19 protein-coding genes and 1 riboswitch are annotated in these 23850 nt (G+C 67.8%); of the genes, 3 read left to right on the forward strand and 16 right to left on the reverse strand.

Annotated elements, in window-relative coordinates; translation table 11 throughout:
• Positions 1–31: 31 nt before the first annotated feature.
• The gene (locus tag G9V96_RS02920; protein WP_404861427.1) at positions 32–589 is read left to right on the forward strand and encodes a type II toxin-antitoxin system PemK/MazF family toxin; all 558 of its coding nucleotides are present in this window, start codon (positions 32–34) and stop codon (positions 587–589) included.
• Between the two features lie 63 nt (positions 590–652).
• Here G9V96_RS02920 and G9V96_RS02925 read toward each other — a convergent pair whose 3' ends face one another.
• The 6 genes from G9V96_RS02925 to hrpA form a co-directional block, all read right to left on the reverse strand.
• Positions 653–2308, reverse strand: a complete 1656-nt coding sequence (locus G9V96_RS02925) for an RNA polymerase sigma factor (RefSeq protein WP_210424494.1) — start codon at positions 2306–2308, stop codon at positions 653–655.
• 252 nt (positions 2309–2560) lie between these two features.
• Complete coding sequence (locus tag G9V96_RS02930) at positions 2561–2977, reverse strand: universal stress protein (protein WP_168581701.1); 417 nt, start codon at positions 2975–2977, stop codon at positions 2561–2563.
• A 110-nt stretch (positions 2978–3087) separates the two neighbouring features.
• Positions 3088–4113 carry a DUF4192 domain-containing protein gene (locus G9V96_RS02935; RefSeq protein ID WP_168581702.1) on the reverse strand — a complete coding sequence of 342 codons (1026 nt, stop codon included), beginning with the start codon at positions 4111–4113 and terminating at the stop codon, positions 3088–3090.
• A gap of 126 nt (positions 4114–4239) precedes the next feature.
• On the reverse strand, positions 4240–4950 hold the full coding sequence (locus G9V96_RS02940; RefSeq protein ID WP_226913413.1) for an EcsC family protein: 711 nt from the start codon (positions 4948–4950) through the stop codon (positions 4240–4242).
• A gap of 94 nt (positions 4951–5044) precedes the next feature.
• Positions 5045–5947 (reverse strand): PAC2 family protein, encoded by a 903-nt coding sequence (locus tag G9V96_RS02945; RefSeq protein WP_168581703.1) that lies wholly within the window; start codon positions 5945–5947, stop codon positions 5045–5047.
• A gap of 111 nt (positions 5948–6058) precedes the next feature.
• Positions 6059–10264, reverse strand: a complete 4206-nt coding sequence (gene hrpA / locus G9V96_RS02950) for an ATP-dependent RNA helicase HrpA (RefSeq protein WP_168583803.1) — start codon at positions 10262–10264, stop codon at positions 6059–6061.
• A 96-nt stretch (positions 10265–10360) separates the two neighbouring features.
• On the opposite strand from hrpA, the gene G9V96_RS02955 reads away from it, so the two are divergent.
• Complete coding sequence (locus tag G9V96_RS02955; protein WP_168581704.1) at positions 10361–10681, forward strand: putative quinol monooxygenase; 321 nt, start codon at positions 10361–10363, stop codon at positions 10679–10681.
• 131 nt (positions 10682–10812) lie between these two features.
• Here the strand turns inward: G9V96_RS02955 and G9V96_RS02960 are convergent, their stop codons facing one another.
• From G9V96_RS02960 to pdhA, 3 genes are read right to left on the reverse strand one after another with little or no spacing between them, the layout of a single operon-like run.
• Positions 10813–12300, reverse strand: a complete 1488-nt coding sequence (locus tag G9V96_RS02960; protein WP_168581705.1) for a dihydrolipoamide acetyltransferase family protein — start codon at positions 12298–12300, stop codon at positions 10813–10815.
• Positions 12297–13343, reverse strand: a complete 1047-nt coding sequence (locus tag G9V96_RS02965) for an alpha-ketoacid dehydrogenase subunit beta (RefSeq protein WP_168581706.1) — start codon at positions 13341–13343, stop codon at positions 12297–12299. The genes G9V96_RS02960 and G9V96_RS02965 overlap by 4 nt, the downstream gene beginning before the upstream one ends.
• Before the next feature lies 1 nt (position 13344).
• Positions 13345–14532, reverse strand: a complete 1188-nt coding sequence (gene pdhA / locus G9V96_RS02970) for a pyruvate dehydrogenase (acetyl-transferring) E1 component subunit alpha (protein ID WP_168581707.1) — start codon at positions 14530–14532, stop codon at positions 13345–13347.
• 136 nt (positions 14533–14668) lie between these two features.
• On the opposite strand from pdhA, the gene G9V96_RS02975 reads away from it, so the two are divergent.
• Positions 14669–15148 carry an Lrp/AsnC family transcriptional regulator gene (locus G9V96_RS02975; protein ID WP_168581708.1) on the forward strand — a complete coding sequence of 160 codons (480 nt, stop codon included), beginning with the start codon at positions 14669–14671 and terminating at the stop codon, positions 15146–15148.
• A gap of 32 nt (positions 15149–15180) precedes the next feature.
• Here the strand turns inward: G9V96_RS02975 and G9V96_RS02980 are convergent, their stop codons facing one another.
• The 7 genes from G9V96_RS02980 to G9V96_RS03010 form a co-directional block, all read right to left on the reverse strand.
• Positions 15181–16497, reverse strand: coding sequence for a bifunctional o-acetylhomoserine/o-acetylserine sulfhydrylase (locus G9V96_RS02980; protein WP_168581709.1), 1317 nt, complete (start codon positions 16495–16497; stop codon positions 15181–15183).
• A 71-nt stretch (positions 16498–16568) separates the two neighbouring features.
• Positions 16569–16679: riboswitch (SAM riboswitch) on the reverse strand.
• 97 nt (positions 16680–16776) lie between these two features.
• Positions 16777–17439 carry an IMPACT family protein gene (locus G9V96_RS02985; protein WP_168581710.1) on the reverse strand — a complete coding sequence of 221 codons (663 nt, stop codon included), beginning with the start codon at positions 17437–17439 and terminating at the stop codon, positions 16777–16779.
• Positions 17432–18529 (reverse strand): P1 family peptidase, encoded by a 1098-nt coding sequence (locus tag G9V96_RS02990; protein WP_168581711.1) that lies wholly within the window; start codon positions 18527–18529, stop codon positions 17432–17434. The genes G9V96_RS02985 and G9V96_RS02990 overlap by 8 nt, the downstream gene beginning before the upstream one ends.
• Positions 18530–18649: 120 nt before the next feature.
• Complete coding sequence (locus tag G9V96_RS02995; protein ID WP_168581712.1) at positions 18650–20416, reverse strand: dipeptide ABC transporter ATP-binding protein; 1767 nt, start codon at positions 20414–20416, stop codon at positions 18650–18652.
• The gene (locus G9V96_RS03000; RefSeq protein ID WP_168581713.1) at positions 20413–21267 is read right to left on the reverse strand and encodes an ABC transporter permease; all 855 of its coding nucleotides are present in this window, start codon (positions 21265–21267) and stop codon (positions 20413–20415) included. The genes G9V96_RS02995 and G9V96_RS03000 overlap by 4 nt, the downstream gene beginning before the upstream one ends.
• On the reverse strand, positions 21264–22217 hold the full coding sequence (locus G9V96_RS03005) for an ABC transporter permease (protein ID WP_168581714.1): 954 nt from the start codon (positions 22215–22217) through the stop codon (positions 21264–21266). The genes G9V96_RS03000 and G9V96_RS03005 overlap by 4 nt, the downstream gene beginning before the upstream one ends.
• Before the next feature lie 12 nt (positions 22218–22229).
• On the reverse strand, positions 22230–23738 hold the full coding sequence (locus G9V96_RS03010) for an ABC transporter substrate-binding protein (RefSeq protein WP_168581715.1): 1509 nt from the start codon (positions 23736–23738) through the stop codon (positions 22230–22232).
• Positions 23739–23850: the final 112 nt, after the last annotated feature.

Genomic DNA, 23850 nt, shown 5'->3' on the forward strand with positions numbered 1-23850 from the left:
CAGGGTAGACGTGGCCGGTAGCGTGAAGCACGTGCGTACCCGACAAGCCCTCCGGTTCCTAGCCAACGCTGCCCAATCGCTGGTTCGGGCACTGCCAGACCCCAAGACCCTCCAGCCACCTTCCGCGCCTTCCCAGCGGGTGCGTATCCCTGGCGTCGGTGCGCCAGGGAGCAAACCCAGCACGGACTACCCCGGTGACTTCACTGGCACCCCGACCATCGACTACACCCCCTCCTCCGATGGCTGCCCCGACCCGGGTGAGGTCGTCTGGGCCTGGGTGACCTATGAGGAAGACCCCGATCGCGGCAAGGACCGCCCGGTGCTGCTCATCGGTCGCGACGGCCCGTGGCTGCTCGGTCTGCCGCTGACCAGCAAGGACCATGACCTGGACGCCGCCCAAGAAGCCAGCCAAGGCCGCTATTGGGCCGATATCGGCACCGGTTCGTGGGACTCCCAAGGCCGCCCGAGCGAGGCTCGCCTCGACCGGATCGTGCGAGTAGCCCCCGCGACTGTTCGTCGAGAGGGCGCTACCGTGCCTCGTGACGTCTTCGAGCGGGTCGTCAAGCAGGTACACCAGATCCGCGGCTGAGCGCTGAACAGCCGAACGGCCCGCCGACGCATGAGCGTCGGCGGGCCGTTGTCGATTCTGAGATCAGTCCAGATAATCCCGGAGCACCTGGCTGCGGCTGGGGTGGCGCAGCTTGCTCATCGTCTTGGATTCGATCTGGCGGATGCGCTCGCGCGTGACGCCGTAGACCTTGCCGATCTCATCGAGGGTCTTCGGCTGACCGTCGGTGAGGCCGAAGCGCATCGAGACCACGCCGGCTTCACGCTCGGACAGCGTGTCCAGCACGGAGTGCAACTGCTCCTGCAGCAGGGTGAAGCTGACCGCGTCAGCTGGCACGACCGCTTCGGAGTCCTCGATGAGGTCACCGAACTCGGAGTCGCCGTCCTCCCCCAGGGGAGTGTGCAGTGAGATGGGCTCGCGGCCGTACTTCTGAACCTCGACGACCTTCTCCGGGGTCATGTCGAGTTCCTTGGCCAACTCTTCCGGGGTGGGCTCGCGGCCCAGGTCCTGAAGCATCTGGCGCTGCACACGGGCGAGCTTGTTGATGACCTCGACCATGTGCACGGGGATACGGATGGTGCGGGCCTGGTCGGCCATCGCCCGGGTGATCGCCTGACGGATCCACCACGTTGCATAGGTCGAGAACTTGAAGCCCTTGGTGTAGTCGAACTTCTCCACCGCGCGGATCAGACCCAGGTTTCCTTCCTGGATCAGATCCAGGAAGAGCATCCCGCGGCCGGTGTAGCGCTTAGCCAACGAGACCACGAGCCGAAGGTTGGCTTCGAGCAGGTGGTTCTTGGCGTTCTTCCCGTCCTGGGAGATCCACCACAGTTCACGCTTGAGCTTGGGAGCGATCTCCTCGCCGGAGTTGAGCTTCTCCTCAGCGAACAAGCCAGCTTCGATGCGTTTGGCGAGCTCGACTTCCTGCTCAGCGTTCAGCAGCGCGACCTTGCCGATCTGCTTGAGGTAGTCCTTGACCGGGTCTGCGGTAGCGCCCGCAGTGATGACCTGCTGAGCCGGGGCGTCGTCCTCATCGTCCTCCCGGATGACGAAGCCGGTCTCCTCAGGCCCGTCGCTGTCCTTGCCCTTAGCTGCGGGCTGTGCACCCTCGGCAGGCTCGGCCTCATCGGCGGGTGCAGCACCCTCGACGACCTCGACCTCAGCGACCACGCTCTCCAACTCGGCCGGATCGATCTCTTCGATGATCGGATCAACGACGTCATCGCCTGATGTGGCCGCCGTCTTCTTCGCTGCGGTCTTGGTGGCGGTTTTCGCCGCCGTCTTGGTGGCGGTCTTCTTCGTGGCGCGTTTGGCGGTCTTCTTCGCAGCGGGCGCGCTCTTCTGCGGCGCCTGCGTGCCGGCAGCCGAGTCGTTCGTCTCCGACTCAGGTTCTGCGGCTGCCGTCTTCGTGGTGGTCTGCTTGACCGCGGTCTTCTTCACCGCCGTCTTCTTCGCGGCCGTCTTCTTCGTGGCCCGCGGACGTCGGGTGGCAACGACGGCCTGCGCGGCATGCGCGGTGTCGAGCGTGACGACAACTCCCTGACCCTCCAGGGCCCGGATAACGGCCTTCTGGCGGGTGGGGGTGAGCTCAGCAGCTTCCAGAGCGGTCTTCAACTCGTGGGAGTCCACCGTTCCTCGCGTGCTGCCTACCTTGAGCAGCTCCTTCAAGGCCGGGTGTGAAAATTCGGCGGGGAGGGGCTTAGCGGCTGAAGTTTCGGCCGATTGCGGGGCGTTCGCCACGTGGGACACCGACACCTTTCATCATGATCGTGCGGTTCGTGGGGTGGTCGCCTGCGGTTTACCGCCCGTGGGGCGGCGCGCCTGGCCGCGCTAGATAGCTTTGCGCGGGTCGACCAAGAGTCACTCGAACGTCCATTATAATTCTTTACGCCCAAGACGTCGCATTGGGTCGCATCGTCGCAGGTCACAGCGTTTCGGGTAGTCACTGTGCGAGCGCAGGTGTACCGCAGGCGGCGACTGCCGCGTTCGAACTCACACCGAACGGGATACCGGTGCAGCCTTCACTGCGATCACGGGGCAACCCGCTTCGAGCAGAATCCGTTGCGCGTTGGAGCCCAGGAACAACTTGCCGATCGGAGTGCGGCGTCGCAGACCAATGACGATGCATTCGGCGTCCAGTTCCTCAGCCACCTCGATGAGATCCTCAGCAGGTTCGTTGCCATGTGCCAGGACGCGCTCTTCATGACTGATCCCGGCTTGGTCCAGAACCCGTCGGATCTGCTCCAGGGACTCCTCGAACTTGCGAGTCTCGTCGCGAGCCGGGTTCCGCTCCACCTTGGCGGAGTTGACCACCACAAGCCTGGTGTTGCGGCGGGTGCACTCGCGCGCGGCATGCTCCAGGGCCGCACGCCCTTCCCTGGTTGGTACGTAGCCCACAACGACGGCCACAGCTGCGCTCCTTCATCGGCTGTCGCGCCCACCTTCTGCAGCGTGCACGTGGTCCGACGCTAACGCATCCCCCGGTTCGGTCCCTACTCATCATCGGTTGGGCCGGGCCGCTAGGACAGGCTCAGATCCTGCGGCCGTACCTGCAGCAGCAGGAGCCTGCGCATGAGATCTGCCAACGGGTAGGACGGGTCCGACTCGAACGCCTCATCCAGCCCCACCCGAGCCATCGCGCCGTCGCCGAGCGACCAGGCATAAATCGCCAACACGGTGCAGGCCGGTGCCCGCACCTGCACCGGGGCCTCCCGCACCAGCTGCACCAGAACCGCCCGTCGACGCTGGCATTCCTCCAGATCGTCGGCGGCCTGCCACGAGGCGAGGCGCCGGAGGTCCTCTTGAGCCGCAGGCGCCAGGATCGCCGGTGGCACCACCGCCGGCGACAGGGCCGCCAATACCGCGTCTCGGGAGTCAGCCTCGGTCAAGCCAGCCAGGGCCAAGCCCCGGACGGACGCCTCGGCCTGCTCAGCGAGGACCTGTGTCCAGGCCCGTAAGGTGGCGCGGCGCCAAGCCTGATCAGCGAGGGCGGGCCCGCCTCGACGACGTTGCTGGACCGCCTCGTGGAAGGCCGAGGTGACCTCCGACTGCAGGCTCGGGCGAAGAAGACGGACCAGGCCTGCCCTATCCGGTGAGGGGCTCACGCCATACCCGACGTACTCGCACACCGCCGGCACCGAGGACGGCTCGGGCAGCGGTTGACCATCGGCGGGGCAGCATTGCGGATCGGTGCACAGCACACTGCGCCAACGCCCCTGCTCGACCACCACCACCTCGCTGATCGGCAGGCCGTATCCCAGCAGATCCTCGCGCAGTTGCTGCGCGGACGCGCTCAGCTGCTCGCCCGGGCCGTAGCCGACGATGAGCACATTGTCCGGAGGCTGCCGGCGTAGCGCGGCGAGGACCAGGCTCACCTCGCCTGGGTCCGTGCGCTGCCCGGCGGCGGGCCGGTCCAGCCGGTGCACGAAGGCGAGCTTGCCCTCGCTGAGCGAAATGAGAATGAGCGAATCTGTGGGGTGGAAGCCCAGGTGGTAGGGCAGGAAAGCCAGCAGGTCGCCGATGCCGCGAACACGCAGATTGGTCATGCGCTCAGCGTGCTGGCGCCGGTGAAACGCCGGTGGCGCCCACGCTTGGCTGTGGACGCGTCCGAGGGCCCGACCCTGCCTGTGGCTGACTACCCGCCCAGACAGATCAGGCCCTCGGCGCTGCGATCAGGCTGGGGGCAGCCCGGTCAGGGTCGCCTTGACCGGGAACTCCTGGCGCACGTAGTCGGCGAGCTTGTTGAGGAGGAAGGTGTCGACGCCTGCCCCCACCGCGCCGCCGAGGAAGGGCACCGCGCGTCCCATCCGGGTGAAAGTGCCACGGCCGATGCTGGTGACGAGGCGGAAGCCGACGCCCTTGTTGATGGCCATCATGACCGGGCCGGGCATCCGCTCGGCGGCCAAGCTCGCCAACCGGCCACTGCTGGTGTAGCCGACCTTTTTCAGTAGGTCGGAGGCATCGGCACCGACCAGGGAGAGCAGCACCGCTGCGCGCACTCCCTCGTCCTTGAGTTCGTAGCCGCGCACGGCTGCAATGGCCGCGACCATCCGGGTTGCCAGCACGTAGAAACCCACCACGTTCGCCGGCAGCGCCACCGGCAAGGTGATGAACCCACCCAGACCGGTCACGAAGCCATTACCTGCGACCAGGCGCATGTGCTGGCCGACGATGTCGTCGATGGCGCGTTCGGGGTCGCTGCGTCGACTCTGCGCCTCGCGTGCCACCTTGCTTGCCGAATCGAAGCTCGCTTTGCCGTCGATGCCCACGTCGAGCAGCCGCTCGACCATCTTGGCGCCTTGTGCCGACAGACCGGTCAGGTCATCGGAACTCATCGGCGTCGGCGCGGCCTTGTTGCCGCCGAAGATGTCGAAGATCCCCACGTGCGTCCTCCTACGAAGTTGGTCTCCGTCGCGGTGGCGACGGGATTTACAGCTATCAATGCCCCATCAGGGGGCACTCGACACACTCTCCAGCTCAGTTACCCCGGCCGACGTCGCGCAAGAACGCCTCCAACTCGGCCCCGAGTTGATCAGCCGACGGCAGTTCGGCCTCGTCGATGGGAACGTCCTGGTCGGCAGGCTGGTGACGGGCGTCGTACTGACGCTCCAGCGCCGCCACGATCTCTGCGGCGTCGGCCGAGGAGGCCAACTCGGCGGCGATGGCGTGCTCGCTGTCGGCCACAGCCAGGTGCAAGCCCGCATCCGGTAGGTCCAACCCGGCCACCTCACGTGCACAGCCCAAACCGTAGAGAGCCGCCGCCGGGTGATCTGCCTGGGCCAGATAGTGCGGAACGTGCACGGCGTACCCGACCGCGCGCCGACCCAGCTCACCCAGTCGCAACTCCAGGAGCGCGGCAAGGCTTCCCGGTAGCGAGATGGTGCCGAACACCGGGGTACCGGAACGCAACTCGGGCACGGTGGCGTGCACGGTGGCGCTGATCGGGCGGGTGTGCGGCACGGCCATCGGAATGCCGTGCACGGTCACCGTCAGCTCCACCTGCAGCGCTTTGATGAGGGTCAGGACCGACTCCACCAGGCGTTCCCACTGGTAGTCCGGCTCGGGACCGGTCAACAGCAGGAACGGTGAGCCTGCGTCGTCGATGAGCCGGTACAGGATCAGGGCCGGGTCTGCGTAGTCGACCCAGTGATCCTGAGCGAAGGTCATCATCGGGCGCCGAGCACGGTAGTCGATGAGCTGGTCCAGATCGAAGGTCGCGACGACCGTGTGGTCCAGGGTGGCCAGCAGGTGCTCGGTGAGCAGGCGTTGGGTATGCCCCGCGTCGAGGTAGCCGCCGAGTGCCACCAGGAGGGTCGGCGCTGACAGGTCGCCGATGGCGGTGTCGGTCTCCAAGCGATAGAGCGATGCCGGATCCTGCACAGCTCCTCCTTCCGTTGCCCAAACCTTTGCCCAAACGGGCCTGCGTTGCTCAGCACCAGAACGTCCAGCACAGCGGGGGGATTCCCGCAGGCCGGGGCGCCACCGGCGCGCTCAGCGCAGGTGCGCGTCTTCGACCAGGTCCATTGCCTTGTAGATGCGCTTCTCCGAGACCGGATGGGCGGTTCCCAGCGACTGCGCGAACAGACTGATCCGCAGCTCCTGGATCATCCACCGCAGAGCCACCACGTCATCGGCGGCCCGTTCACAGGCCGGCAACGACTCGATCAGACGCACCCGCTCGGCCTCGACGGTGCGCACGATCTCCAACCGGCCCGCGTCCCGCCAGATCTCCGTCGGCGCCTTCTCCAGCCGGGCGAGCATGCCCTGCAGGTACCGGGGCAGACGCGGCAGGTAGGTGTGACCGGTCTCGGCGACAAAGCCCGGATGCACCAGGTCTGCCAACTGCGCGCCAAGGTCGGCCTTCATCGCGGCCAGGTCGGGTTGGGCCGGGGTCTTCATCGCGTCCAGCGCCAACCGCACGGCAAGGGCCCGGTCCAGTACCGGGTGCACGTTCTGAACGATCTCGATGACGGTGGGCACGATCTCGCGTCGCACTGCCGCCAACGCATCCTCGAATTGGGCGGGGGTGCGCACCAGCTCTGCGCCCTCGGCCGCCAGTCGCCGTGCCACGATCGCATCCAACGCCGCCGCCAGCACGTCATCGAGCAGGGCTGGAACACTGCCGTGCGGGTTGTTGCCCAACGCCAACTTCTGGGTGTTGGACAGCAGACCGAGGATGCGTTTCCACGGCACGCTGGTATTGAGCAACAGCAGGCGCCGTACGCCGAGTCGGGTGGCGGCGAGTTGTTCTGCCCGCCCGGCCAGGACCTGCACGGCCACCGAATCGCCTTGATCGACCAAAGCCGGATAGCCGTGCACGCTGCGCGTGCCGACCCGACGGTCGAAGACCTCGGGTAGCTCCTCGAACGCCCACGAGGTCAGACCGGTGCGTTCGATGTCGTGGGCGGCTTTGGCCATCGTGGTGCGCACCGCCGGCGCCAAGGCTTCCTGCAGCTCGCCGAGGTCTTTACTCTCCCCCAGCTTGCGCCCGGCGGTGTCTTCGACCCGGAAGGTCATCCGCAGATGGTCCGGAACGCGGGAGGGGTCCCACTCGCCGACCGGGACCCGGTGTCCGGTGCGGATGTACAGCGCCCGCCCGAGCTCCTCCACCAAGGGCACCCCGGCTTCCATCTCGGCCTCGTCGGCTTGCGCCAGCGCCTGGCGCGCGTGGTCGGGGGTGGGTACGAAGTTCTTGCGGGTCGCCTTAGGCAAGCTCTTCAGCAGCGCCGTGGCCAACTCCGAACGCAAACCGGGCACCTGCCAGTCGAACCCCTCCACGCTGACCTGGTTCAGTTGCTCGACCGGGATGTGCACGGTGACCCCGTCGGCGTGGGCGCCCGGCTCGAACTGGTAGGTCAGTCGCAGCCGCAGCTCGCCCTGCACCCACTCGTGGGGATAGTCCCGGGCATCTACCGCGTCGGCATCGTCGGAGACCAGGAAGTCCTCGGTGAACGTCAGCAGTTCGGGACGGCGCCGACGCTCCTTCTTCCACCAGGCATCGAAGTGCGCGCCGGAGACGATGCTGGCGGGCAGGCGGGTGTCATAGAACTCCACCAGGGTTTCCTCATCGACGAGGATGTCGCGGCGCCGGGCGCGCGATTCCAGCTCGGCGAGCTTGGCGATGAGTTTGCGGTTGTCGTGGAAGAAGCGGTGCGGGGTGTCCCAATCACCTTCGACGAGCGCGTTGCGGATGAACAACGCCCGGGATTCCTCCGGGTCGATTGCCCCGTAGCTGACCGGTCGGGCGGTGACCAGTGGCACGCCGTAGAGGGTGACCCGTTCGTTGGCGACCACGCCGGCGCGTTTGCGGCTCCAGTGCGGTTCGCTGTAATTGCGTTTGAGCAGGTGCGCAGCCGCCTCCTCGATCCATGCCGGATCGGTGGCCGCATTGGTGCGCGCCCACAGCCGCGATGTCTCGACGAGCTCGGCGCTCATCACCCACTCGGGGTTCTTGCGGTGCAAGGCCGAACCGGGCTGGATCGCGAACTTAGCGCCGCGCGCACCCGCGTATTCGCGTCGTTCCCGGTCGTAGAGACCAACCTGGCTGAGCAGACCGGTCAGCAGCGCCTGATGCACCTGATCCGCCGAAGCCGGGTGCTCGTTGGGGTGCAGATCGAGTTCGCGCAGCGCTGAGTGCAACTGGCTGACCAGGTCCTGCCACTCCCGAATCCGCAGGTAGTGCAGGAATTCGGCGGCGCACATCCGCCGGAAAGCGCTGCCGGAGAGCTCCTTCTGTTTCTTGCGCAGGTACTTCCACAGGTTGAGGATGCCGATGAAGTCCGAGGACTCGTCCTTGAACCGGGCATGCTGCTGGTCGGCCTGGGCCTGTTTCTCCAACGGCCGCTCTCGCACGTCCTGGATCGACAAGGCGGCCACGATGATCATCACCTCGCGCAGCGCCCCGGTGTGCTCGGCCGCCAACAACATCCGCGCCAGTCTCGGGTCGACCGGCAACCGCGAGATGCTGCGCCCGAGCGGCGTGAGGCGCCGACGGGGATCAGGTTCGTCCGGATTGATCGCGTGCAGTTCGTGCAGCAGCCGCAGCCCATCGGTGACCATCCGTGAATCCGGGGGTTGCACGAACGGGAACCGGGCGATGTCGCCCAGACCGAGCGCCGTCATCTGCAGGATGACCGAGGCGAGGTTGGTGCGCAGGATCTCGGGGTCGGTGAACTCGGGACGGGCTTCGAAGTCCTCCTGGGAGTACAGGCGGATCGCAATGCCGTCGGCGACCCGACCGCACCGACCGGAGCGCTGGTTGGCGCTGGCCTGACTGATCGGCTCGATCGGCAGCCGCTGCACCTTGGTCCGCTGGCTGTACCGGCTGATCCGGGCCGTTCCGGCGTCCACCACGTAGCGGATCCCCGGGACGGTCAGCGACGTTTCTGCCACGTTGGTCGCCAACACCACGCGTCGCCCGGAGTGCCGGGAGAAGACGCGATGCTGCTCGGCCGCCGAAAGCCGCCCGAACAGCGGCAACACCTCAGTCCCGGGCAGTCCCAGCGAGCTCAACGCGTCTGCTGCGTCACGGATCTCTCGCTCCCCGGAGAGGAAGACGAGCACATCGTGGCCGGCTCCGTCGCCGCCGCCGCCGGCCTCGGTCCACAACTCCTCGACCGCCTCGCAGATGCCGGTGACCTGGTCGACCTCGATCTCCAGATCGGGTTTTCCGGGCGTCTTAGCGGGTTCCCGACGCACCAATGGCCGGTACCGGATCTCCACCGGGAAGGTACGCCCGGAGACCTCGATAATCGGCGCGGCTCGCCCGGACCGATCCGCGAAGTGCGCGGCGAAGCGCTGCGGGTCGATGGTGGCCGAGGTGATGATGACTTTGAGGTCCGGACGGCGTGGCAGGAGCTGCTTGAGGTAGCCGAGGATGAAGTCGATATTGAGGCTGCGTTCGTGCGCCTCGTCAATGATGATCGTGTCGTAACGGCGCAGCTCCCGATCCCGCTGCAACTCGTTGAGCAGGATGCCGTCGGTCATCACCTTCACGAGCGTGTCGCGGCTGGAGGTGTCGGTGAAGCGCACCTGGTATCCGATGACCCCGCCGAGCTCCACGTCCAGTTCGTCGCAGAGCCGCTCGGAGACTGAGCGCGCGGCGATCCGCCGGGGTTGGGTGTGCCCGATCTGGCCCTGCACCCCGCGACCGAGTTCCAGACAGATCTTGGGAATCTGGGTGGTCTTGCCGGAGCCGGTCTCCCCGGCGATGACGACGACCTGGTTGTCCCGGATCGCCGCAGCGATGTCGTCCCGGACTGCGCTGACCGGCAGGTCGGGGTAGCTGATCTTCAGCCCGGCCGCTGCTGCCCGACGCGCCGCCACCCTCTTCTCGCGTGCTTCGCGGCGAGCGGCCTTCTCCGGATCGCTGCCGGCGGGATCGGCTCGGGGCCCGGCGGGCTTGCCGCGGCGCCCTCGGCCCTCGTTGGGTTTCTTCTTTGCTGGCGCCGACTCCGGTGTCGGATCGGTTGCCTGTGCGGCAGGACGAGCAGGTCCCCGACGCGCCCGACGGGCAGCGGCCTGCGGGGCGGTCGCTGCCGGCGGGGCGGGCTGAATGTCCGCCGACCCGGGGGTGGGCCGACGGCCGTCGTCGCCGGAACGTGGTTTCGGGGTGGCCCCCGGGCCGGGATTGCCTTGAGCGCCCCGACGCCGACCACGCGAACCCCGCTTCGGGCGCGGCTGGTCGGGCGTGGGCATTTCGGGCACGCCCCCCAGGATACGGGCGACCTGAGCAGGCTCTGTCACCGAGCAAGTGGCAGGGTGGAAGCGCGAATCGACCCAAGGAGAACCCTGATGATCCTCATCAACGTCAAGTTTCCGGTGAAGCCCGAACACGCAGATGACTGGCCGCAGCTCGCCCGCGAGTTCACCCAGGCCACCCTGGCCGAGCCGAAGAACCTCTGGTTCGAGTGGTCACGCTCGGTGCAGGACCCGAACACCTACGTCCTCATCGAGGCGTTCGAAGACGACGGGGCCGAAGCTCACGTCAACTCCGAACACTTCGCCAAGATGCAGCGCGAGTTCCCCCAGTACCTCAGCGCCACCCCCGCGATCGTCAACGGCCAGATCGAAGCCACCGGTTGGGACCGGATGGCCGAAATCAGTGTCGACTGAGCCGCACTGAGCCGACCTGAGCCCATCGGGTCGAGACGGCTCCGGGTCGGGACCGACCCGGTGAGTCGCCGGACATCCAGGCGCGCCCGGGGATCGTTAGGCAGCGATCCCCGGGCGCGCTTCGCGTGTGGCTACAGACCGACCAGCAGAGCCCCGGGCCGCTCCACGCAGTCCGCGACATAGCGCAGGAACCCGCCGGCCACCGCCCCGTCGCAGACGCGATGGTCGAAGCTCAGCGAGAGCTGGGTCACCGGACGTACCGCGAGTTGGCCCTCGACGACCCAGGGCTTGTCGATGATGCGGCCCACGCCAAGCATCCCGGCTTCGGGGTGGTTGATGATCGGAGTCGAGCCGTCGACCCCGTACACCCCGTAGTTGTTCAGCGTGAAGGTACCTCCGCTCATCTCCTGCGGGCTCAGTGTCCCGGCCCGGGCACGCTCGGTCAGGTCACGGATCGCCGCAGCAAGCTGCTCGGTGCTGAGTTGATCGGCGTGATGCACCACCGGAACCACCAACCCGCGCGGGCCCTGCGCGGCAAACGACAGGTGCACATGTGGCAGCCGGACGATCTCCCGGGCTTCCTGGTCGACGCGAGCGTTGAGCTCCGGGAAGCGCACCAGACCTGCGACGACGATCCGAGCCAGCAGCGCCAGATAACCGATCCGGGCCTGCGGCACACAGGCCGCGATATCGGCCTTGAGTGCGGCCAACCCGCTGGCATCCACATCGACCCAGGTGGTGGCGTCGGGGATTTCAGTGCGGGATCGAGAAAGCCGCTCTGCCATCACCTTTCGGATCCCCGTGATCGGGATCCGCTCGTCGCGTAGCCCCACCGGCGCTGTGGGCGATGCGTCCGGCGCGCCTGCTCCCGAGGCTGCGTCGGCTGGACTGCTCTGGGCAACCTGTGCGCCGGCCTGGTCGGCGCGCGCCTCGCTGCCCTGGGCCCGCTCGCTCGCGGCAGCCTCGACGTCCCGGCGGGTGATGACGCCCCCGGCGCCGGTGGGGGTGATCGCCAGCAGGTCCAGAGCATGCTCGCGGGCAAGCTTGCGCACCAGCGGCGAGATGACCCGCACCGCCTGCGTTGCGGCCGAACCACTCTGGGCCGCTGCCCCGGTGGGCTGCGCTGCCGAGTCTGCTGGGGCCATCTCCTGCGGCTGCGTCGCGGCCACCGATCGGCTTTGCGAACCAGCTTCAGCCGGGTCGACCCCGCTGGGTGAGGCGCGCCCGATGCGTCTGCGGCGCACCCGCGTCGTCTCCGAGGTGCCGTAGCCGATGAGGACGTTGCCCGACCCGGCCCGTTCTTCCTCCATCCGCTCCTGCACCTGCGGCTCGCGCCGGCTGGCCTCTTGGGCCAGCACGGTGTCGCTGTCACTGCCGACGCTGGTCTCGATGCTGATCAGCGGCTTGCCCACGTCGAGCACCTGGCCGGGCTCGACATGCAGTTTGGCCACCGTCCCGGCGTACGGGCAGGGCAGCTCGACCTGGGCTTTGGCGGTCTCCACGACGGCGATCACCTGGTCGACGGCCACCTGCTCGCCGAGGGCGACTTCCCAGGTGACAACCTCGCCCTCGGTGAGTCCCTCGCCCAGGTCGGGCAGCACGAAGGTCTTCTCACTCATCGGCCGATCTCCATCCGGGCACCGGCGCCCAGGTAGCGATCTTCGGGAGTGTCATCCCACTGCAGCCGGGCGATCGCGTCCAGGACACGGTCGACGCCGGGCAGGTGGTGGTGCTCCAGCTTCGGCGGCGGATACGGGATATCCAGACCGCTGACCCGCAACACCGGCGCGGCCAGAGAGTGGAAGGCCCGCTCCTGCACTCGGGCGGCGATCTCCGCACCGACTCCGGCGAAGCCCTGCGCCTCCTGCACGACGACGCAGCGTCCGGTGCGGCGCACCGAGGCGACGATGGTGTCGTCGTCGTAGGGGTTGATCGTGCGCAGGTCGACGACCTCGGCGCTCCAACCCTCTTCCTGCGCGGCCTGGGCGGCTTCCATCGCTACCGGCAGGCTCGGGCCGTATGCCACCAGGGTGACGTCGCTGCCCTGGCGCCGAACTACGGCCTGCCCGGGCGGGGTTCCGCCGTCGCCATTCAAAGCCTCAAGGTCGACCTGATCCTTACACCAGTAGAGCCGCTTGGGCTCCAGGAAGACCACCGGGTCCGGGTCCTTGATGGCGGCCCGCAACAGGCTGTATGCATCCTCGACCGTCGCCGGGGTGTACACGCGCAGGCCCGGCGTGTGGGCGTAGTAGGCCTCTGAGGAGTCACAGTGGTGCTCGACGCCGCCGATTCCACCGGCGTAGGGCACCCGGATGACCATCGGCAGGGTCAACGACCCCCGGGTGCGGTTACGCATTTTCGCGACGTGGCTGGTGATCTGTTCGAAGGCCGGGTAGGCGAACGCATCGAACTGCATCTCGACCACCGGCCGCAGACCTGCCATGCACATGCCGATGGCGAAGCCGATGATGCCGGATTCGGCCAGCGGGGTATCGAAGCACCGATCCTCGCCGAAGTCCCGGGCGATCCCGTCGGTGATACGGAACACCCCGCCTGCAGCGCCGACGTCTTCGCCGAAGATCTGTACCCGTTCGTCGGTAGCTACCGCGTCTCGCAGCGCCTGGTTGAGCGCCGCGGCGAAGGTCACCTGTGTCGTTGCCATCTCAGGCGTCCTCTCCGGTCAGGGCTTCGTGTTCGGCCTCGATCTCATCGAGAACCATCTGCTGCTGCTCTTGCAGTTGCGCCGTGGGGCTGTCGTACACGTGCTCGAACATCGAGGCGGGTCCCACCTGCGGGTCCTCGTTCATCCGGTCACGCAGCTGCGCCGCTTCGTCCTCGGCCTGCTGGGCGTAGCTTGCGGCGAGTTCGTCGTCGAGCTTGCCGACCGAACGCAGGTAGGTCTCCAATCGGGCCAGCGGGTCCTTCTTCAGCCACGCGTCCACCTGATCCGAGGTGCGGTATCGGGTCTGATCGTCGGCGTTGGTGTGGGCCTCCATCCGGTAGGTGTGCAGTTCGACCAGCACCGGCCCCTTCCCGGCCCGAGCCCAGTCGACGGCCTTACCCACCACAGCCAGCACGGCCAGGGCATCGTTGCCGTCGACCTGCTCGCACACCACGCCGTAACCGATGCCCTTGTAGGCCAGGCTCGGCGCGGCGGTCTGCTTTTCCAGCGGTACCGAAATGGCCCAGCCGTTGTTCTGCACGACGAAGACCACCGGAGCCTTGAAGACGGCGGCGAAGTTCAGCGCTTCGTGGAAGTCCCCTTCGCTGGTGGCGCCGTCACCGATGAAGGCCAGCGCCACCCGATCCCGCCCCTGCCGTTTCTCGCCGTAGGCGACACCGGCGGCATGCAGCAGTTGGGTGGCAAGCGGGGTGCACTGCGCGGCCGTGAAGGTGGCTGCGGCGTCATAGCCGCAGTGCGCGTCGCCGCGCAGCAAGGTGAGGACCTGCACCGGGTCGATGCCGCGCGAGACGAGCGCCACCGAGTCGCGGTAGGTGGGGAAGAACCAGTCGTCTTGACGGATCTTCATGACCGACCCGACCTGGCAGGCCTCCTGCCCCCGGGAGCTGGGGTAGACCGCCAACCGCCCCTGGCGGGTGAGCGCGCTGGCCTGCACATCGAAGCGCCGACCGAGCACCATGCGCCGGTAGCACTCGAGAACCTCCTCGTCGCTGGGTGGCTCGTAGTCCTCGGTGACGGGATCAACTCGCTGACCATGCTCGTCGAGGAACCGAACGGGCACCGGGGCCGGGATCAATCCCTTTTGGAACGGCGCCTCGACTTCCTCGGGGGCTGCCTGGGCGGCAGCTTTAGCGGCCCTGGCGTTCGCGGCTTTGCGGGTGGGAGCCATGCGTCTCCTCAGCGGAGTAGTGCCGACATCACTGGCGGCGGGGTGGCGTCATCGTCCACCCGATGGTCCCTGCTGCGTACCCTTTGCTCAATACGTCTGCACAGTCGCAGACGATTGGTCACCTCTAGGAGTCCATATGAGCACGGCGTCCGGGAACGTCGACCCGTTGGACACAATCGACCGACGGATGGTCACCGAGCTGGTGGCTGATGGCCGGATCTCGATGCGCACCCTGGCCGAGCGCGTCCACATCAGCCGGGCTAGTGTCTACTCCCGCCTGGAGCGATTGCGGGCCGCCGGGGTCATCACCGGCTTCGAAGCCCGCATCGACCCCTCGAAATCGGGATTGGCCACCAGCGCTTATGTCGCGCTGTCCATCGCGCAGGATGCCTGGCGTGAGATCAGCACCCGGCTGCGCACCGTGCGCTATGTCGAGCACGTCGCCCTGGTCGCCGCCGAGTTCGATGTTCTCGTCCTCGTGCGAGCACCGGACAACACCACCCTCAAAGAGGTGGTCTTGGAAGAACTGCAGTCCATCCCCGGTGTGAAGTCCACCCGCACCTGGCTGGTGTTCGCCGATGAAGAAGGGCCTGGAGCCTGGCGCGACCCGGAATGATGCCCGCGATCCCGGGCCGCGCCACGGCCGGCTCAGCGCGCGGCTGCGAAGCCCCGCTCCAGATCAGCCAGGATGTCGTCGATGTGTTCGATCCCCACTGAGAGCCGGATCAGACCCGGCGTCACCCCGGCGCCGAGACGATCCTCGTCACTACCTTGGCTGTGGGTGGTCGATGCCGGGTGGATGACCAGGCTGCGCACATCACCGATGTTGGCGACGTGGCTGTGCAGCTCACAGGCGTCGACGAACGCCCGCCCGGCAGCCACTCCCCCGGAGATCTCGAAGCTGAGCACGGCACCGGAGCCGGCCGGGGTGTATTTGTCGGCCAGGTCCTTGTTGGGGTTGCCCGGCAGCGAGGCGTAATTGACCTTCTCCACCTGGGCGTGCCCGGTCAGGAACTGCGCCACCTGTTGCGCGTTCTGCACGTGCCGCTCCATCCGCAGCGACAACGTCTCGATGCCCTGGGCCAGCAGGAAAGCGTTGAACGGCGAGACGGCCGCGCCCAGATCGCGCAGCAACTCCACCCGCGCCTTGAGGATGAAAGCCAGGTTCGCGCCCAGCGCACACCCCACGCCCAGGTCACGGGCGAAGACCAACCCGTGGTAACTCTCGCTGGGGGTGTTGAAGGAGGGGAAGCGCTGCGGGTCGCCCGCATAGTCGAACCGACCGGCATCCACGATCGCGCCGACGATGGAGTTGCCGTGCCCGCCGAGGTACTTGGTGGCCGAGTGGATGACGACATCCGCGCCGTACTCGAACGGGCGGATGAGGTAGGGCGTGGCCACGGTGTTGTCCACGAACAGCGGCACCCCCGCCTCGTGGGCCACCCCCGCCAGCGTCTCGATGTCCAGGATCTGTTGGTCGGGATTGGAAATGCTCTCACCCAGCAGCAACTTGGTGTTGGGACGGATTGCTGCCTTCCAAGCGCCGATGTCGCGCTGGTCGGTGATGAAGGTCGTCTCGATGCCGAGCCTGGCAAGGGTGAACTTCAGCAGGTTGTACGTGCCGCCGTACAGGGCCGCTCCTGCCACCACGTGGTCGCCGGCACCGGCCACGTTCAGGATCGCCAACGTGGTGGCCGCCATCCCGGAGGACAGCAGCAGCGCACCGACGCCACCTTCCAGCGACGCGATTCGGGCCTCCACCGCTTCCTGGGTGGGGTTGCCGATTCGGGTGTAGATCGGCCCGAGGTCGGTCAGCGCGAACCGGTCTGCCGCCGTCTGGGCGTCATCGAAAACGTAACTCGTGGTCTGGTAGATCGGCAGCGCACGCGACCCGGTGGCGGTATCCGGGGTTTGACCTGCGTGGATCTGCCGGGTCTCGAAAGCCCAGTTGGGGTTGATGGTCATTGCTCTCCTCCTTGCCTGCGGTGGCACTACAAGAAGGCCACCACCGTGACGTGATGCGGGGAGCCGGATCGCACCCGCGCTTGCGGACGTGTTGTCCGCCTGGTCTTCACCCGGGGCACCCCAGCGGCAGGCGGAGGGGTTGCCGGCCAGCGAGCCGGGGCTTGGTGCTGGCACTCATGACCGCGAATCACGTTAGCAACGCCGTGTGGATCGCCGCGGCCCCCGTCTTACCATTCGGAACTGCTATCCATGCCCTGGACGATCGGGCCACGGGATGAGTCAGGCCCGTGCCCACTGGGTGCCGCCCAAGCGCGGGGTGCCCTGCCCACCGGTCAGCTGCGATACCAGCGCGACAAGGTCGCCCGCCTGCTCGGGTTCGACGTCCAGATGCAGGGTTGCGCAGCCGGCGTAGTCGGTCCCGGCCACCAGGATCCCCCGCGAGCGCAACTCGTTCTCGATCCGCCCGGCCTGGGCGATGGCCGTATCCAGGTCGAGGCGCTGCAGGAGGCGATATCGCACCGGCCGGGCGACATCCAGCGCCGCGCGAACCGCGTCGCCGTAGGCGCGGATCAGCCCCCCGGTGCCCAACAGTGTCCCGCCGAACCACCGCGTCACGACGGCGACGACGTCGCTGACTTCTCGACCGGTGAGGACCTCGAGCATCGGGGCCCCCGCCGTCCCCGCCGGTTCCCCGTCATCGGAGGAGCGCCGGATCACACCCTCGACTCCCCCTCGTCCCACCGCACCTTCGACCCCCAGGACGAAAGCCGAGCAGTGGTGGCGCGCATCCCAATGGCGTTTGCGGGCCGCCTCTACGCACGCTCTGGCGGCCGTTTCGTCGGTGACCGGTTCCAGGCGGGCCAGGAAGCGCGAGCGTTTGACCTCGATCTCGGCCTCGACGGCGGCCGCGATGGAGCAGATCTGCGGCCCAGGCTCACTCATGCGGGCCTCGATCCGGGCTCGCGTCGCCGGACGGCTCGGCAAAGGCGCTCGGGAAAGCCTCCCGGTAGCTGCGCCAGGTCCCGGCAGAAGTGGTGGTGGAGGTCGCGGCCAGCACCGCCCGCACGATGGCGCGCGAGACCACCCGGGGGGCGTGCGTGAGGACCTCGTGGAACAGAGCCAAGTCGGGGACCTCCCCCTGTCCGGTGGCCAGCCCGAACAGGGTGTCTCCGTCGAGCATCGTGTGAGCCGGGTCCACCGCACGGGCGATCCCGTCGTGGCCGACACCGGCGAGCTTGGCGCACTGTGCCTTGGTCAGGCTCAGGTCAGTGGCGACGACACCGATGGTGGTGGCCAGGCCGGGACGCCCCACCGGCATCGGCGCAGCAGTGCGGGCGGCCGCGGCAGCCTGCGCCAGGTCCTGCTCATCCGGGGCTCGCAGCGCCGGGGCATCGGCCGGCAACAGGTAGCGCTGGGCGTGGAAGGTGCCCTGCGGCGTGATGACCTCCCCCAAGCTGTTGCACACGATGAGCGCACCGATGGCGGCACCGCCCGGCAGGACGACACTGGCGGTGCCGACCCCGCCTTTGAGCCCGCCCGCCTTCGCGCCCGTACCGGCACCGACACAGCCCTGCTCGACCGGCCCCCCGGCCTTAGCCGCGGCGTAGGCCTGGGCCCCGGTGGCGGCATCGGGACGCGCCGCGAAGTCTCCACCACGACCCAAGTCGAAGATCACCGCAGCGGGTACCAGCGGGACGACCTCTCCCGGCCCACCCATCGGCAGTCCGATGCCGTCGGTGTACAAGCCCTGCATGACACCGTCAGCGGCCGCCAGCCCGAACGCGCTACCACCGCACAAAGCGATCGCGTGTACCCGTTCGACGACGTTGCGCGGGTCGAGCAGATCGGTTTCACGGGTCCCCGGGCCGCCACCGCGCACATCGACCCCGGCCACCACGCCCTGCTCTCCGGCCAACACCACGCTGACCCCGCTCAGGTGAGGTGGGTCTGCGCGGGTTGCCTGCCCCAGACGCAACCCGGCCACATCGAGAAGCGAATTGGTCGGTCCTGGTCCGGGGCGCTGCGCAGTCATGGGGTTCTCCTGTCGCCGTTGACACGTTGGGCTGGCGTGCCCTCCTGACTAGTCTCGCCCGGCTCGTCCACCCGCATGCCCCGGCGTGCCCGCGGTCGTGTCGCGTCGGGCCGTGGCGCTTCAGCGCAGGCGAGCCAGATCCGCCGGGGCAGCCCCACGCAGGGCACGCTCCAAGGTCGGGATCGCGGCCACCAGACGCTGGGTGTAGGGGTGTTGCGGATCGTCGTAAATGCGCCCGGTGGGTCCCGATTCCACGATCTCTCCGGCGCGCATCACCAACACCCGGTCGCAGACATGCCGCACCACCGAAAGATCGTGGGAGACGAACACCAACGTGAGCCCGAGGCGGTCCACCAGCGAATCGAGCAGGTCGAGAACCTGGGCCCGTACCGAGACGTCCAGTGCGCTGACCGCCTCGTCGGCGAGCAGTATGCCGGGATCGGTGGACAGCGCCCGCGCGATGGAGATGCGTTGGCGTTCTCCACCGGAGAACTGGTGCGGGAAGCGGTTGGCCATCTGCGGGCGCAACCCGACACCGGTCAACAGCTCCTCGATGCGCTCCTGGGTCGGCGCACGCCCTTGGGCCACCAGCGGCTCAGCCACGATGTCGCGCACTCGCATCCGAGGGTCCAAAGAACTCATCGGGTCTTGGAACACCAGTTGCAGCCGCTCCCGCAGGAACCCCAGCCGACGTTCGGGAAGCTTCGCGATGTCGGTGCCGTCGATGCGCACACTTCCGGCGCTCGGTCGGTCCAACCCGGCAAGGATGCGCAGCAAGGTGGATTTGCCGCACCCGGACTCCCCCACGATGCCCACGCGCTCCCCGGCCTGGACAGTCATGTCGATATTGCGCAGGGCGCGCACCACCGGCGCTGCTTCGAACAAGGTCCGGCGGCTGCGTCGATAGTCGCGGGAGACCTGCGAGCACTGGATCACCGGCGAAGCGGGTCGATCCTCGCGGGCCTCCTGGCCAGGTGCCGCGGTTTTGGCCCCCGGCAGCGCCGGCGCCCTCGGCGAATCGGCGGCCGCGTTCTGTTGCGAACGGGCGTGGGCCGACTGCTGGTGTTCCCGGCGGGCCTGCTCGCCGGCACCGTGCCCCTGGCGCGGGGCCAGCGAGGAGGCATCCAGGAGTCGCCGGGTGTAGGGGTGGGTGGGGCGTTGCAGTACCTGCTCGGTCGGGCCCGACTCGACGATCCGTCCTTCGTTCATCACGTAGACCCGGTCGCACACCGTGGCCACCACCGGCAGGTCGTGGCTGATGAACAACACCGAGGATCCGCGCTGCGCGGCGCTGGTGACGATCCGGTGCAGCACGAAGGCCTGGACGGTGACGTCCAGCGCGGTGGTCGGTTCGTCGCACACGAGCAAAGCGGGGTCGTTGGCCAGGGCGATGGCCAGCATCACTCGTTGGCGTTGGCCACCGGAGAGTTGATGCGGGTAGGCACGCGCTGCCTGGGCCGGCTCAGGGATGCTCATGTCCTCCATGAGTTCCACGGCGGCCTGGCCGGCGCTGGCGCGGTCGGGGCGGTTGTGGTGGATGAGCAGTGCCTCGGCGATCTGGTCGCCGACCCGCATCGTGGGATTGAGCGCTGAGAGCGGTTCCTGGAACACCATCGAGACGTCTTTGCCCCGCATCCGGGCCAGATGCCGTTCCGAGGCGCCGACGATCTCCTCATCGAAACCGGCTACCCGGATCGATCCGCGAGCGTGCAGGGTGTGTGGCAACAAGCCCAGCACAGACAGCGCCGTCAGTGACTTGCCCGAGCCGGACTCTCCGATGAGACCGACCCGCTCGCCGCGTTCGATGCGCAGATCGATCCCGGACAGCAGCGGGCGCCCGTCGGAGTACACATCGAGCCCGTCCACCACCAGCGCTGGGGTGTTCATGTGCGCTCCCGAAGTTTGGGGTCCAGGGCGTCGCGCAGACCGTCCCCGAAGAGGTTGAAGCCGAGCACCGCCAACGCGATCGCCAAGCCGGGCGCCAAGGCCAGGTGCGGAGCTACCTGCAGCAGTTCCTGGCTCTCCTGCAGCATCCGCCCCCAGGAGGGGGTCGGCGGTGGAGTCCCGAAACCGAGGAAGCTCAAGGCCGCCTCGGCCAGGATCGCGATGGCGAAAGAGACCGAGGCCTGCACGATGACCAGCCCTGCCACATTGGGCAGAACATGACGCAGCGCGATCGCCGGGCCACCTCGACCGGCCGCTCGGGCCGCGAGGATGTACTCGGTGCGCATCACCTGCAGCGCTCCCGAGCGCACAACCCGCGCGAAGGAGGGGATGCTGGCGATCCCGATAGCCAGCATCGCCATCGACGTGCTGGCCCCGTACACAGCCGAGAACATGATCGCCAGCAGCAGCGCGGGGAAGGCCAACAGGATGTCCATGCCGCGCATGAGGATCGCGGCCAACGGTCGAGAACTCATCGCGGCCAGGATGCCCAGCGGCACTCCGACCAGCGCGGCCACCCCCACCGCCACCACACCCACGAGCAAGGTGGTGCGCGAACCGACGAGCAGGGAACTGGCCACGTCGCGGCCGAACTTGTCCGTACCGAGCCAGTGCTGGGCCCCAGGACCTTGCAGTCTGGCCGCCGGGTCCATCGCCAGCGGGTCGTAGGGGGTCCACACGAAGGACACCAGGGCCGCCAGCACGACCGCGCAGACGAGGGCGCCGCCCACGATCAGCGAGGCGTCCGTACGTCGCCAGCGGTGTGTGCGTGGCGTCCAGGTAGCTGTGCTCATGAGCGCCGCACCCGCATCCGCGGGTCGATGAGCAGGTAACAGACCTCCACTAGGGCGTTCACCGCGAGTACGGCCAGCACCAACACCATGACGACGTTCTGCACAACGAGCAGATCTCGGGAGCCGACCGCGTCCAGCAGTAGCGAACCCAGACCGGGGATGACGAAGACCCGCTCGACGACCACCGCCCCGATGAGCAGCGTCGTGAGTTGCAGCGCCAGCACCGTCACGACAGGGATGGAGGCGTTTCGCAGCCCGTGCCGCACCAGGGCAGGCAGCGGCAACAGCCCCTTGGCACGCGCAGTACGCAGGTAGTCCTCACGTAGCACCTCCAACACCGAGGAACGGACGTAGCGGGTGAGCACCGCGCCCTGCACCAACCCCAGGGACAGCGCCGGCAGGACCAGCGCCCGAGCGAATGCGACCGGGTCGCTACTGGGGGCGGACCACCCGCCCGCCGGCAACCAGCGCAGGTGCACCGCGAACACCGTGATAAGGAGGATCCCCGCCAGGAAAGCCGGGATGGCCACCCCCACCTGAGAGAACGCAGCCAGGGCAACCCCGCTGGGACGACGGTGGCGCACCGCAGCCAACACGCCCAGCGGCACGGCGACCAGGCAGGCCACGAGCATGCCCGCCCCGACGAGCCAGGCGGTGACCCCGAGGCGGTCGGCGATGAGCGGGCCGATCTGCAGATGGGACAGGTAACTGACTCCGAGGTCGCCGTGGGCCAGTCCATTCATCCACTCCAGGTACCGAGTGGGTAGCGGCCGGTCCAGCCCGTAGTCGGCCCGCAGCTGAGCCACGGCCTCTTCGGAGGCGTTGATTCCCAGGGCTACCCGAGCCGGGTCGCCGGGTAGTACCTGCATGAAGGCGAACACCAACACCGAACTGACGAGCACACTCACCGCGAGCACCCAGAGCCGGCGGGCCAAGGCGGACAGCGTCATCTCACCAACCTGTCACGACCGGGCCAGGCCGGTCAGATCGAAGGACTCCGACAGGGAGTTCTTCGGCAGTCCGGTGATGTCCTTGTCGGCCACGGTGAGGTTCGGTAAGAGGAACAACCAGTCCGAGGCCGCATCCTCGGCGATGACACGGGCGGCCTCCTTCATCTTGGCTACCTGGGTGGCCTCGTCGCCGGCGTCTGCGGCGGCAATCGCCTCTCGCACCTTCTTGTTGTCGTAGTGCAAGTAGTACTTCGGATTTCCGTACAGCGTCGGCAGGTCGCGCGGTTCCACGTGGGCGATGATCGAGGCGTCGTAGTCTCCTCCGCGCAGCACCTGGGTGATCCACGCGGCGGGGAACTCCAACTGATCCAGCGTGACCTTGAAGCCCACCTTTTCCAGGTCGCTCTTGACCACCTGCCCGCACGAGGTCGCGTACGGCAAGGTCGGGAGCCGTAGCCGTACCGCCGGGTTCGGCGTGCCCGCCTTGGCCAGCAGGGCCTTGGCCTTGGCCGGGTCGTAGGGGGCCACCCCCGTCAGGTCCTCATACCAGGGGTCGGTGGGCGCCACCATGGAGCCGATGAGGTGCCCGCGGCCCGCCCAGCAGGTGGCTAGCAGTGTCTTCTTGTCGATTGCTGCCCGGGCAGCCTGTCGGACCCGCACATCGTCAAAGGGCGGTCGGGCGCTGTTGAAGGACAGGACCACCTCCCCGTTCGTGGTCCCCTCGGTCACCACGAAACGCTCGTCCCCGGTGAATTGCGCCAGAGACTCCGGGGCCTGCACGGTGGAGATCACGTCGATGGAGCCGGTCAGCAGGGCGTTGTTCAGCGCCGTCGGGTCCTTGTAGTACCGCAGTGTCACCGAGTCGAAGTACGGCGCGGTACCCCCGTAGTGCGGGTTGCGCTTCAGCTTCAGGGAGTCCCCGCGTTTCCAGGTGTCCACGGTGTAGGGGCCGGTGCCGACCGTCTTGGTGGCCAGTGAATCCACCCCGGTGCGGCTGAACATCGCCCCGATCCGGGTCGTCATCCGGTACAGCCAGTCGTTACTCGGACGAGCCAAGGTGACCGTGACCTGAGCGGGAGAGGTTGCCTTCACCGAGGTCACCACGTCCATGGCCGCAGCCAGCGAGGTCGTCCAGTCCTGTTTGACCCGCTCGATGGAAAACACCGCATCGTCCGCGGTGAACGGGGTCCCGTCCGAGAAGGTGGCGTCCGTGGCCAGTTCGAAGGTGTAGGTGCGCCGGTCCGGGGAGATCGTCCAACTCTTGGCCAGTGCCGGCACGATGGCCCCGGACTCATCGACCTTGACGAGCCCTTCGTAGACATTGGTCAGCAACGCCTGCGGAATGGCGGCGCCGTCGGTGGTGGTGAAGTCGAGATTGGTGGGCTCGGCAACCATCCCTACGGCTAGTGCGTTCCCCTCCTGCGCGCTGCCCGCAGAATCCGCGGTCGAGCCGGCCGAACAGCCGACCAGGGCCAGTGTCACTGCGGCGAGGACCACTGGCCGCTTCGTCGCTGTACCCATCGGTTGATCTCCTTCATCTGCGCCCCGCGCGCGTAAACCACCGGTCGGCCCGGCGGCATGCTTCGAAGCAGAGTTGCCAGGTGAGGTTACCCCTGAAACCCTCAAAACACGG

The organism is Gephyromycinifex aptenodytis, assembly GCF_012277275.1.
GTDB lineage: Bacteria > Actinomycetota > Actinomycetes > Actinomycetales > Dermatophilaceae > Gephyromycinifex > Gephyromycinifex aptenodytis.